11 protein-coding genes and 1 pseudogene are annotated in these 11,936 nt (G+C 50.1%); 5 read left to right on the top strand and 7 right to left on the bottom strand.

The genetic code is table 11. The annotated features are described in order from the left end of the window. The 3 genes and pseudogenes from AC6R1O_RS11140 to AC6R1O_RS11130 all read left to right on the top strand — a co-directional run. Window positions 1-190: pseudogene (locus AC6R1O_RS11140) on the top strand (o-succinylbenzoate synthase); the annotation flags it as partial. 39 nt (window positions 191-229) lie between these two features. Next, window positions 230-1,636, top strand: coding sequence for an o-succinylbenzoate--CoA ligase (gene menE / locus AC6R1O_RS11135; RefSeq protein ID WP_500631682.1), 1,407 nt, complete (start codon window positions 230-232; stop codon window positions 1,634-1,636). Window positions 1,637-1,763: 127 nt separating this feature from the next. Next, on the top strand, window positions 1,764-1,958 hold the full coding sequence (locus AC6R1O_RS11130) for a hypothetical protein (protein ID WP_334550910.1): 195 nt from the start codon (window positions 1,764-1,766) through the stop codon (window positions 1,956-1,958). A 14-nt stretch (window positions 1,959-1,972) separates the two neighbouring features. Here the strand turns inward: AC6R1O_RS11130 and AC6R1O_RS11125 are convergent, their stop codons facing one another. From AC6R1O_RS11125 to AC6R1O_RS11115, 3 genes are all read right to left on the bottom strand, one after another. Continuing rightward, a complete protein-coding gene (locus AC6R1O_RS11125; RefSeq protein WP_500657025.1) occupies window positions 1,973-2,896 on the bottom strand; it encodes a YeiH family protein in 924 nt (307 codons plus the stop codon). Between the two features lie 156 nt (window positions 2,897-3,052). Continuing rightward, window positions 3,053-4,924, bottom strand: a complete 1,872-nt coding sequence (locus AC6R1O_RS11120) for an MFS transporter (protein WP_500629708.1) — start codon at window positions 4,922-4,924, stop codon at window positions 3,053-3,055. Window positions 4,925-4,942: 18 nt separating this feature from the next. Further along, entirely contained in the window at window positions 4,943-5,533 is a 591-nt protein-coding gene (locus AC6R1O_RS11115; RefSeq protein WP_500631699.1) for a TetR/AcrR family transcriptional regulator, read from the bottom strand. 214 nt (window positions 5,534-5,747) lie between these two features. On the opposite strand from AC6R1O_RS11115, the gene AC6R1O_RS11110 reads away from it, so the two are divergent. After that, window positions 5,748-6,617 carry a Tim44 domain-containing protein gene (locus AC6R1O_RS11110; RefSeq protein WP_500631679.1) on the top strand — a complete coding sequence of 290 codons (870 nt, stop codon included), beginning with the start codon at window positions 5,748-5,750 and terminating at the stop codon, window positions 6,615-6,617. 130 nt (window positions 6,618-6,747) lie between these two features. Continuing rightward, window positions 6,748-7,071 (top strand): DUF1244 domain-containing protein, encoded by a 324-nt coding sequence (locus tag AC6R1O_RS11105; RefSeq protein WP_500631678.1) that lies wholly within the window; start codon window positions 6,748-6,750, stop codon window positions 7,069-7,071. Between the two features lie 125 nt (window positions 7,072-7,196). On the opposite strand, the gene AC6R1O_RS11100 is transcribed toward AC6R1O_RS11105, so the two are convergent. The 4 genes from AC6R1O_RS11100 to AC6R1O_RS11085 all read right to left on the bottom strand — a co-directional run bounded on the left by AC6R1O_RS11100 (window position 7,197) and on the right by AC6R1O_RS11085 (window position 11,877). Next, window positions 7,197-7,607: a phosphate ABC transporter substrate-binding protein gene (locus tag AC6R1O_RS11100; RefSeq protein ID WP_334550902.1), complete on the bottom strand. Its 411-nt coding sequence runs from the start codon at window positions 7,605-7,607 to the stop codon at window positions 7,197-7,199. A 10-nt stretch (window positions 7,608-7,617) separates the two neighbouring features. Further along, window positions 7,618-8,784, bottom strand: coding sequence for a hypothetical protein (locus tag AC6R1O_RS11095; RefSeq protein ID WP_500657024.1), 1,167 nt, complete (start codon window positions 8,782-8,784; stop codon window positions 7,618-7,620). A 106-nt stretch (window positions 8,785-8,890) separates the two neighbouring features. Further along, window positions 8,891-10,357 (bottom strand): methyl-accepting chemotaxis protein, encoded by a 1,467-nt coding sequence (locus AC6R1O_RS11090; protein WP_500657027.1) that lies wholly within the window; start codon window positions 10,355-10,357, stop codon window positions 8,891-8,893. A 443-nt stretch (window positions 10,358-10,800) separates the two neighbouring features. After that, window positions 10,801-11,877: a PLP-dependent cysteine synthase family protein gene (locus tag AC6R1O_RS11085; RefSeq protein ID WP_500657023.1), complete on the bottom strand. Its 1,077-nt coding sequence runs from the start codon at window positions 11,875-11,877 to the stop codon at window positions 10,801-10,803. Window positions 11,878-11,936: the final 59 nt, after the last annotated feature.

Raw genomic sequence — 11,936 nt, 5'->3', positions numbered from 1 at the left:
GATCAGCTCAAGTATTGAGTCAAGCCTTGGCTTGACGCAACTGGCGCGCCTTGCCCATTGGTTGCTGCCGGAGACGATTCCAGGTTTAGATACCGTCGGATTGTTTACCGCGCAACTTGAGGTCCCTTGGCCGGGCTGTGAGCTGCCGGTTACGCCTCTGTCGTCGCAAAGTCTCATCTGGCAATGTTAATCGCCGCTGTGAGAGGCGAGCACTATGATGGAAGGCTTCATGTTGTCACCAGTTAGACAATGGGCGCAGCAGTGCCCATTGCAACTGGCCTTGCGCACGCCAGAGCGAGACTATACTTGGGCAGAGCTGTCTGATGTGGTCAGTGAAACAGCATCGACTCTCGCTCAGCAAGGTGTGGGACAGGGTGATGTGCTCACCTGCATCGATAAAAACAATTCGGAACTCCTGTTTGTGTTGTTGGCGTGTATGGAGCTAGGGGCCATTTGCGCCATCAGCATGCCCGGTAGTGAGCAGGAGAGGGCGCAAAAGCTTTCTACGTTGTATCCCGCATCCAACGCTGTGAAGCAGTGGTCTTCTCGCCAAGATATTCGCAGTACCCTCCGCTTAGACTTCTCTGCCAACCAGCGACAACGCCAAGAGAATTTTTCTCACAGTTACCACCCAGATAACCTCGCGACGCTAATTTTTACCTCAGGCTCGACTGGGCCTGCTAAGGCCGTCGCCCATACACACGCGCAGCATTTGGCCTCAGCGACGGGTCTATTGACGCACTTTTCTTTTCAGCCTGAAGATTGCTGGCTACTGAGCTTGCCGCTTTATCATGTCTCTGGGATGGCGATCGTCTATCGCTGGTTGGTCAGTGGCGCGCAGCTCAAAATCGGCACGGGTGAGTTGGCGCGCGACATTCAACAGGTAACTCACGCCTCGCTGGTGGCGACGCAGCTTAAACGTTTACTCGATAGCCAACAGCCTTTACAGCTGAGTCGTGTGTTGCTTGGTGGCAGCCATATTCCGCTAGAGCTTAGTCAACAAGCTGCGGATCGTGGTATCGACACCTGGCTGGGGTATGGGTTGACGGAAGCGGCCTCGACCGTGACAGCAAAACGCGTGGATGGCAAAGAGAGCGCCGGTGTGGTGTTACCCCATCGCCGCGTGATGGTGCACGACGGGCGGATTTTGATTGGCGGTGAGACGCTCGCCTCAGGTTACTACTTTCAAGGTCAATTGACCCCGCTCCCGAGGGTTAGCGTGCCGGGGCAGGGGGATGGGTTTGATAGTAAAGATTTAGGCCAGTGGCAGGACAATGAGCTGTGTATACTTGGCCGCGCCGACAACTTATTTATCTCTGGCGGCGAGAATGTACACTGCGAAGAGATAGAAGCGGCGCTCTGTACCCACAGTGCGATTCGTCAAGCGATTGTGGTGCCCGTTGACGACGCCGAATATGGCCAGCGGCCAATCGCAGTTCTCGATGCCAACGCAATGCCCGATAAAACCGAGCTAGATTCCCACCTAACACCACTATTAGCCAAGTTCAAATGGCCCATCGGTTACTATTTGATGCCCCCTGAATTGACCCAAACAGGCATCAAAGTCTCACGTTATAAGGTTAAGAAGTTGCTAGTTCTAGTTCCTAGAGTAGGGCTTTCTCCTTCTAGGAACTAGAAACTAGCCACTCGCCTCTCCTCACCCATTAGGTCTTTTGGCAATATCACAGACCAAATCTGAATTTCGTTTTGTTATTCCTCTCTTTCATAATAACCGCTAGTTTAAATGATGATGGGAATAAGCAATGAATGCGATCTTGATCGTCGCGGTGGTGATTCAGATTATTGTCGCGACGCAAAGCGAGGGTGTGATGCGCTCGTTGTGCGAGCTCACGGCTTTCCTGTTGGTCATTGTGTTGGTTTTTCGTCAGCGTCAGCGATTGAGCCCACGTCGCAGAAAGCAAGACAACAAAGTGATGATCGAACCAGAAGATCTCTAACGTCGGTTCGCGCGTTAACTGAGCATTAGCCAAGTCAGTGAACCGCTTGAAATCAACACCCATAAGGTGATGCCAAACAACAAGGGCTTGGGTCCGGCAGCTTTCAATTTTTCTAGCGAAATACCACATCCAATCAAAAACAAACAGACCACTAATGCGCGTTTTGCCAGCGCGAAAAGGCCTTCATAGAGCACCTGAAATTGCGGTAGCGCATCACTCACTCCGATCGCGGCGCAGTAGAACACGATGAAATAGGGAATGGTGACCTTTTTTGCATCGCTGTGAAAAATCCACGCACTCACCAGAGCCACAGGCACTATCCATAACGCACGCGCTAACTTTAGCGTGGTTGCGGTGGTAAGTGCTTCCTCACCGTATGCCGAAGCGGCGCCGACCACCGAAGAGGTGTCATGGATGGCGATGGCGGCCCAAGTTCCGAAGGTGTGTTGGTCGAGGTTGAGGGTGTGCCCAATCAACGGAAACACAAATAAAGCGACCGAGTTAAGCACAAATACAGTTGCCAGTGCCAAGCCAATTTGCTCATCTTTCGCATTGATCGCCGGTGATACGGCGGCGATGGCGCTGCCGCCACAAATCGCGGTGCCTGATGAAATTAAATAGCCGGTGACCGTGTCCAGCTTAAGCTTCTTCGCTAGCCAGCCACCGATGAGCAAGGTGCCAACGATGGTCGTGATAATCAGGCCGATGCCATCCGCGGTGACGCTGATGGCTTGCTGAAATTGAATACCAAAACCCAAGCCAACAATGGAGTAGGCGAGCAGCTTTTTGGTGATTTTTGCAAGCGGGATCGACGCCGGTACCCAGCCCATCGACGCGATCAAAAAGCCAATCACCAGTGCGGTGGGTGACGAAATCCAGGGCGTTAAACACAGGGCCAGTGCTGCCCAGAAAAGCCAAGTTGAAGAGGATCGGATCATCGTTGCTCTAAGTGCCTACAGAAACGTGTTCAGTGAATAACGTCAGTCTAAAGCAGTTTTGTTGTTAAGTAGATTAGTATGATTTGAACAAGCGTTAAGTTTTTCTTAACGCTTGTCTTCACAGTGAGCGCCTGTATCAAGTCGTGTGCGGGGTGATTATCGCCAATCGCCGCGCAGTTCGAGCACGCGTTGCTTCATCCCTTCGGCGGAGGCTTCTTGCGGCGTAACCGGCTCTCCGGCTTCGATTTCAATTCTCGACCAGAATCGACTCGGCAAGCCTTTGCAGGCACTGCCTTTCACGCGACTAAAGTAGCTGCCCCACATGCCTTTCAGAGCGACGGGAATCACAGGGACAGGGCTGCGTTTAAGAATGATGTCCATACCGCGCATAAAAGGGCCGATTTCGCCATCAGGCGTCAGTGTGCCCTCAGGGAAAATACAGACGATGTGTCCCTCTGCCAGCGATTGTTCCACTTCGCTGAACGCGCGGCGGATAGAGCCTCGGTTTTGCGCGCAAATCGGAATCACGCCCGCCCGCTTTAAAAAGCGTTTTAGCGGAGGAAGATGGGCGTACTCTTCATGCATCACAAAACGAATCAAACGCGGACACACCGCGCTCAGTAGCAGCGCATCCATATAACTGACGTGGTTACAGACAATCAGTGCGCCGCCCTGTTCGGGCAGATGGTGTAAGTTTTTGTGTTTGACGCGATAGGCGCTGTGCGTCAGCACCCAAACCAAAAAACGCACCGCAAAAATCGGCACTTGCAGGAAGAGATAGAGCGCGACTAAGGCATTCAACACCGACAGCAGAATAAACAACTGCACTATGGAGAGGTTGAGTAAGCTCAGGCACACAATGCCCATCACAGCACTGCCTACCATAAAGAGTGAGTTGTAAATATTGAGCGCCGCAACGACCTGCGCGCGCTCATTCTCCTTTGAGCGTTGCTGCATTAACGCATACAGAGGCACGATAAACAGACCGCCAGAGGCGCCCAGCAGTAGCAGATAAACAAACACTGGCCACAGTGCTGAGTGGCTAATAAACGCGTGGAACGTAGAAAATTCAGGCAATTGATCAGGGACAGCGAGCGCCATTAGCAGACCAAACAGGGTAATTCCGGCACTGCCAAGTGGCACGATGCCAATATCGATGCGATTTTTCGATAGCTTGTCACACGCCATGGAGCCAACCGCAATGCCGACTGAAAACAGCGCGAGCAGGAAGGAGACCGCGGCTTCATTACCACTTAAGTGCAGTTTGGTGAAATTTGGGAACTGAGTCAGGTAGGCAGCGCCTAAAAACCAGAACCAACTGATCGCCATTAAAGTTTGAAAGACGGTTCTGTCGCGTTTTGCAATCGCAAGTGTACGGCGTGTCTGTTGGATAGGCTGCCAACGAAAGGTCAGGTTTGGGTCGCTGGCTGGGGCAACCGGAATTGATCGGCTCGCGAGATAACCCGCAATCGCAAACACCACGACGGCGCCCGCCGCAACGTATTTGGCGTTCTCTGCGGAGGCAATGACGCCAGCGCCCAGTGTGCCAAGCAAAATCGCAAGAAAGGTGCCGGTTTCGACTAAGGCGTTGCCGTTCACCAGTTCATGTTGCTTAAGCTGAGAAGGTAATAGGGCGTATTTTATCGGTCCGAAAAACGCCGATTGGGTACCCATCAAAAACAGTAACAAGAGCAAAATAACATAGCTTTCGGTAATAAAACCGACAGCGCCAAGGCACATAATGGCAATTTCGGCCAATTTGACTTTACGAATGAAGCCCGCTTTTTCGTATTTGTCCGCCAATACTCCCGCCGATGCCGAGAATAAAAAGAAAGGCAAGATGAACAGGCCCGCAGCGAGGTTGATGAATAAGTTGCTAGAGATGGGGAGCGCGTTTGCGCCCGCGAACGCGACAAACAGCAGCAAAACATTCTTGAAAATGTTGTCGTTAAACGCGCCAAAAAACTGAGTAATAAAATAGGGTAGAAAGCGCTGCTGTCGAAGAAGCGAGGTCTGGGGCTCTGACATGAAGGGGCCTTTTATTGATTACCAGCTTTTAAGATAGCTCGAAAGTAAATTTTCGATAAGCACTTTGCCCTCAATCGGCTCATCAGCAAAAAACTTATCATCGACACTGAGTAAGGTAATGCCGTGAACGCCCGCCCACAACACGCGACTGGCTTTCACCACCTCTTGATCTGAGCGATGAGGGGCAACGGCTTTCAGCAGATGTTCCAGCATGCTGGTCATACCGTCAATGCGCTGTGCTTGCCATTCGGGCAGCTCTTCCCCGTTCATATTGTGCTCAAAAATGAGCTGCCAACGGTAAGGGTGGCGTGCCGCAAAGTCGTGGTAGCAATAGGCAAGCTCATATAAGGCTTTGGTGCTGTGGTTACAACGTTCAACGACCTTTTTTGACTCAAGCGCGAGTTCGTCCAGTGTTTGAGCGACCGCGTGTAAGAGCAGCAGGTTGTAGTTGCCAAACACATTCACCAAGGTGCTCGGAACATAGCCGATTTTGTTCGCCAGCTTACGCAGGCTCAGCTCATGATGAGAGTGAGTCGTGAGGAACTCTTTTACCGTGTCTAAGGTGAGTGCGATCAGCTCTTCGCGAGTGTGGTCGTTGCGTCTGGCCATAAAAAGGGGATGAAAATGAACAATGTTCAATATTCTAATAAGCACCTGTTCGATCCGCAACAAAACAATCACTAAATTGGGGCGTTTCCTTGCGGATAGCTGCAATATTCTGATACATCATAAACCCAGCTTCTGGTTTCTTTATCAAGGATGTCTGGGTATTATGCGATGATAACGAAAACTTCATCCTCAAATGGAAACTCTAAGGAAAAATATGAAACGTTTGTTTTCCCTAGTTGCTCTACTCATGGTCTCTGTCGCCATGACGCCTGTTGCCGAAGCGAAAAAGTTCGGTGGTGGTAAATCTTTCGGTAAAAGCTTTAAAACAGCCCCTGCGCCGAAGCAGCAGCAACAAAACACCAATACGCTGGGTAAAGACCAATCGACCAAAGCACCGAGCTCAAGCAAAAAAGGCTTAATGGGCGGCTTGCTTGGCGGTCTGCTGGCTGGTGGCCTGCTCGCGGCATTTTTCGGTGGCGCGTTCGAGGGCATCCAATTTATGGATATTCTCATTCTCGGTTTGATCGCCTTTGTGATCTTCAAATTTATGCGCGGTATGCTGGGCGCAAAACAGGGCAGCATGAATCAACATCGTCAGCAACCTGCTTTTGGCGGCAGCGCACCCAAGTTCGAACAGCCGAATGTTCACAACTTTGAACAAGCGTCTGCGTCTTCTACGGGCGGTTTTGGTGCACAGACTGATGTGCCACACAACACGCCACCGGGTTTTGACCAAGCGGCCTTTATCAACGGCGCGCGTGAGCACTACCGCATTTTGCAAGGGGCGTGGAACCACAATCAGTTGGAGACCATTGAAGAGTACGTGTCACCAAGCTTGTTTGAAGACCTAAAAGCAGAGCGTGCGAAGCTAGAGGGCGATCAACACACTGACGTTATGTACGTGGATGCGGAAATCGTGCGAGCGGACTACGACGCGTCAAAAGCGCAACTGAGCCTACAGTTTAGCGGTCGCTACCGTGATGCGGTGGAAGGCGTTGAAGAGAATATCGAAGACATCTGGCACCTAGAGCGTGACTTAACCGTCGACAATGCGCCATGGTTGATTGTGGGTATCCAAGGATAATATCCTAGGGCAAGAAATAGTATCCTAAGGTAAGAAATAGTAACCTGATGTAAGAAAACGCCCATTTCGATGGGCGTTTTTTTCACCTCTCCATGATTGACCTTAACAACCAAAACAAGGAAAGAGTAACGTGGCTGAATTTAAGTACCAACACCTCTCACAGGAAGAGCAAGACAAACTCGATGCCGCTGTGTTTCGTCGCTTGCTGTCACACCTCGATGACAATAAAGACGTGCAAAATATCGACCTGATGATCTTGGCGGGTTTTTGCCGTAACTGCTTTAGCAAATGGTACAAAGCCGAGGCGGACAACCAAGGGTTAGAATTAGACATTGATGACGCACGCGAGCGTGTTTACGGTATGACTTACGATGAGTGGAAGCAAAACCATCAACCTAAGGCTACCCCAGAGCAGTTGGCTGCCTTTGAAGCTCGTCAGAATCGCACCAAATAGCGAGTAGTAGCTACAGAGCGAATCAAAGCAGTAGCAAACGTCAGAGACAAAAAAGCCAGCGCAGGTTCCACCTCGCTGGCTTTTGTTTAGATTGCGCCTATGTTTAGATTGCGTTTAGGGGCGGTTTAGAGCTTAAGAAGCACCTTAACATCGCCCGTAACAGCAGACTCATCCACATAGCCAATCGCGCTGGCATTCGAAGAGACTTCCGCAATCACGCCGGCGTAATCCGCCACTTGAACAGGCGCTTCCGCTTTACCCGTGAAGACCAAGCGTGACCAGGCCGATTGCAGCTGAGACTCACTGCGACCCGTGGCGATTTCATGAAAAGCAATACGCCCAGCGTCACCATCAGCCAGCTCAACGATACGCGCAGTTGAGCCATTGTCGAGCTTGGTTTTTTTGCCCATAAAGAGCTTTTTCACATCACCTGCTGAAAGTGAGTCCACACCAGCCGGATTACCAATCACGACCATACCTGCTAGCGCATTGAATGAAAGGGCAGAAGCCGCTAATAAAGTGATCAGTTTTTTCATCGCTTCCTCCTTAGAATACAAAGTCTAGACGTGCAGAGTAGACAAGTGTGCTGTCTTCTTTGAAATCACCAGTGGCAATTGTAGAACCGCCTAGCTGTTGTGTAACCAAGTTTGTATTGAAGCCGCCACTGGTATCTTTGTAGTCTACGTAGGTGACATCAAATTTAAGTGCCATATTTCGTGCTACATCCCAACGAGTACCAATCGAATAAGAGATACGTTCGTAGTTTAGACCAGCATTAAGGCCAAGTGCTTGGTAGTACGCAGCAGCCTGACTTGGGTCAGTAAGCTCTCCAGGATGAGGTCGCTCTTCGTTGTCGGTTGTCTCTACCCAGCTAGAAGCAATATATGGTGTAAACTCGCCAATTCTATAGCCGACAAGACCTGATACAGAGCGAGTGTCATAGAAAGCACCATCCAGTTGTACATCTGTGCCTTCTACATTCATAAGGAGATCGCCATTATCGTATTGAAGACCAAGAGAGATAAACTGACCATCTTGACCCGCGACATCGAGTGCAATTGCTGTAGCATTGGTTGTTGATGGGTTTGCTTCCGCAATAAAGTATGATCCACGAAGCGTCCAGTCATCGTAGTTCCAGTTTGCCGAAAGACCCATCATTTTATCAAGTTTAACTTCGCCGATGCTTGAGTCATCTTCGTCTACCGTTGCAATACCTAGCACAGGTTGAAGCAGAAGGGTTGAGTCTTCAAAGTCAATCGGTACGAGCAGTTCTGCACCCGTGTAGCCTTTCAATACGATGTTTTCGTACGTCTCTTGTGATGGACGAATCATCGGGTAGGCGTAGCCCAAATCGACATAGTCAGAGTAGAAGAACAGCGGTAGACGCAGTTTACCTGCACGCGCTGTAAATGAGTCAAAGTCGTAAGAGACGTAAGCCATCTCGAACTTTGGATCGTAATCGTAACGGCTGTTCGCTACGATTTGAGAGACAAACTTGGCTCGATCATTGATTTGGAAATCAAACTGCAAACCGCCAAGGGTTTCTTGTTCCCACTCTAGGTGCTCATCCGTGTAACCGGCGTAGCCCACGGCGTTATCCGCTTTACCCATGCCGACAGAACCAAATCCACTGATAGATAGGTCTTCTAAACTGGCAGCGTTAGCGCCAAATGCGGCGAGTGCCACACAGCTTGCTAGAATCGTTCTTTTCATCCTGAACTCCACTACTTTATGTTGGGGGTTATCATAGTTATTTAATTTTGGGCGAATTTGTCCACACCATCGCGCTTACGAGACGGTGTGAGAGACAAAGAGATCGCTACTTGACCTTAAAGTGACTCGTCAGTTCGGTTAAGTTAGCGGTAATAATGTTGATGTTTTGCGCGACGCTATCGAGCTCACCGACACTGTCTGCCGTGCCTTGAGCCATGTTGCGGATGTTGGCCACTATGGTTTCAATCTCTGCGGACGTGCGTTCTTGCTCTTCTGTGGAAGAAGCAATCAGTTCGTTTTTGTGGCTGATATCCGAGACGTCAGCGGTGATGCGCTGCAAAGATTGCTCAGCAACGAGCGATTTCTCTACGCACGCTTCCGCTTTGTTGGCGCTTTCGGTAATGATGTTGGCAGCGGTTTTGGTCTGTTCCTGTAACTGCTGCAAGACAGATTGAATTTCTTGAGTAGAGGTTTGAGTGCGAGAAGCGAGGGTACGCACTTCATCGGCCACCACGGCAAATCCGCGGCCCTGTTCGCCCGCGCGGGCGGCTTCAATGGCGGCGTTAAGCGCCAGTAAGTTGGTTTGCTCAGCAATGGCGCTGATCGCATCCAGAATCGAGCCCGCATTTTGGGTGTTGGCATCGAGTTGTTGAACGACGGTCGAGGCGTTTCTCACGTCTTCTGTCAGCTCTTGAACGGCAGTGATGGTGCTCTTAACTTGCACTTCACCATTGCTGGCTTGCTCACTGGCGCTGTTGGCTGAGACGGAAGCATCGCTGGCGTTGGAGGCAATCAGCCTCGCAGCTTCAAACAATTGCGCCAGTGAGCGAGAGACTTCTTCGATCGCTTGGTACTGTTTGTCTGACAGGCTAGAGGTCGAATGGCTCGATTCCACTAGAGTGGTGGAAATGTTGTCCAGCTTGCTGACGTTTTCGATAGTGTGGGTGACGTTTTGCTGCAACTTATTGACGAATAGGTTGAAGGAGTCGACCACAGGTTTCAATTCATCGCGTTTGTCATGTTGAATACGTACCGTGAGATCGCCATCGCCCTCGGCAATATCGCGCATATTTTCAGCTAAGGCACCCAGATCGCGGCGAATGCCACGAGTCACAAATGCGCCCATGACGATGATCAGAGCCAGCGCCACAACGCCAAGAACGCTCATGTTGCGACTTGCGGTTACGTTGTCGCTTTGTAGCTCCGTTACCGACTGCTCAAACTCATCAATGCGAGCTTGAGAGAAATCGGACATTTGGGTGGTCAGTTGGCTAAGAAGTTGGTTGTTTGCTTCGGCTTTTCTGGCCGCCTCGGACAGATCGAGTTCGCCATCAATCATGCCGAGCGCGACATCATAAGTGCCATTGAAATAGCTCTCTAACGTCGATTTAAGTTGCGCAGTCTGTGATTTTAGTGCTGGCTGCAAAGTGGCTTGCATCTCAAAGTTGCCGACGATTTCCGCGAGCGTGTCACGGTTGATCTCGAGCATCTCTTCATCACCAAGTGTCACGGCGAGATTGAATCGCTCTGCAAGCTGAGAGAGCAGCACAGAGTTCAGGGAGGCCGAATTCATCACGGGGTAATAAAGCTTATTGATATCACGAACTTGTTCGGTGTTATTGGTGAGAGTTGAGCCACCGATGGAGAGGATGCTCACAAAGCCGAATAGAGACACCAAGCAGAGTGCAAGGACCTTCCCACGAATGGAGAGCGACAGCATAGAAATTTCCTTATTTCAGTATCAACAATTTAATGGTGACTGTTATAGTTTTAAGGTACGTAATATTATTATTATCAATAATCATCACATCTTATCAACACGAAAACAATAACCTAGCCACGTTATTTTGCTATTACTGTGAAGGATAGTCGCTCTTTTGGGACTCTGCTGAGTTTAAAACAGAAGTCTTAGGTTAAAAATTGATTTTTGTATGACTTAGTCCCTTGCTATTTTCGTTATTTATAATAAATACAACGAGTTAATAAACTCACGATTTTATCACCCGTTGTTTGAATTTATCGGATGTTTAGCCCCGTGCCTGTGGTTGCAAACTGTTTAAGTTGCGTGAGATAAGGCGCTAAATCACCAATGTGATCCTCAACCCATTCTGGTGAAAAGTAGGTATCGAGGTAGCGCTCGCCACTGTCACAGAGTAGCGTGACAATCGCGCCTTGCTCGCCTTTGGCTTTCATTTCGCTGGCAATTTGTAGCGCGCCGAACAGATTGGTGCCTGTAGATGGTCCCACTTTACGCCCCAGAATGCCCTCAAGCCAATGGATGGTCGCGACCGAGGCGGCGTCAGGGATGGTGCGCATTTCATCTATAACGCCGGGAATAAAGCTCGGTTCGACTCTTGGGCGGCCGATCCCTTCTATTTTACTGCCAGAGTCGAGCGTCAATGAAGCATCGCCAGTACGATAAAATTGATGAAACACAGAGTGTTCTGGGTCAACCACGCACAACTTGGTGTTGTGCTGTTGATAGCGAATAAAGCGGCCAATGGTGGCGGAAGTGCCGCCTGTTCCAGGGCTCATAACAATCCAACTGGGGATAGGGTGCGTCTCGAGTGCCATCTGGCTAAAGATCGAGTTGGCAATATTGTTGTTGCCGCGCCAGTCTGTCGCGCGCTCGGCATAAGTGAACTGGTCCATATAATGGCCGTTGAGCTCTTTGGCGAGGCAGTGAGATGCTGCGTAAATCTGGTCGGTGCGTTCGACCAGATGCGCTTTGCCACCGTAAAATTCGATTTGTTCTATTTTTTTCCGCGCGGTGCATTTGGGCATCACGGCGATAAAGGGCAGCCCAAGTAGCCGCGCAAAGTATGCCTCTGAGACCGCGGTACTGCCGGAAGAGGATTCAATGATCGGAGTGTCAGGCCCGACCCAACCATTGCATATTGCGTACAGAAACAGTGAACGTGCCAATCGGTGCTTGAGCGAGCCGGTGGGGTGAGTACTTTCATCTTTTAAGTAGATATCAATGCCGCCAACACACGGCAAATCGAGTTTGATGAGGTGAGTATCGGCGCTGCGTTGATAGTCCGCTTCAATTTTGCGCACAGCGCTGTTTATCCAATCATGATCTTTACACACGGTATCGCTTCCATTGTTCATGCAATGAAAATAAACTAACTTCAAATAAGGAGAAATGC

It is taken from the genome of Vibrio sp. R11-SG3-ISO3-SZ (genome assembly GCF_059834345.1).
The sequence above is the reverse complement of the archived record's forward strand: the minus strand, read 5'-3'. Positions and strand labels throughout refer to the sequence as shown.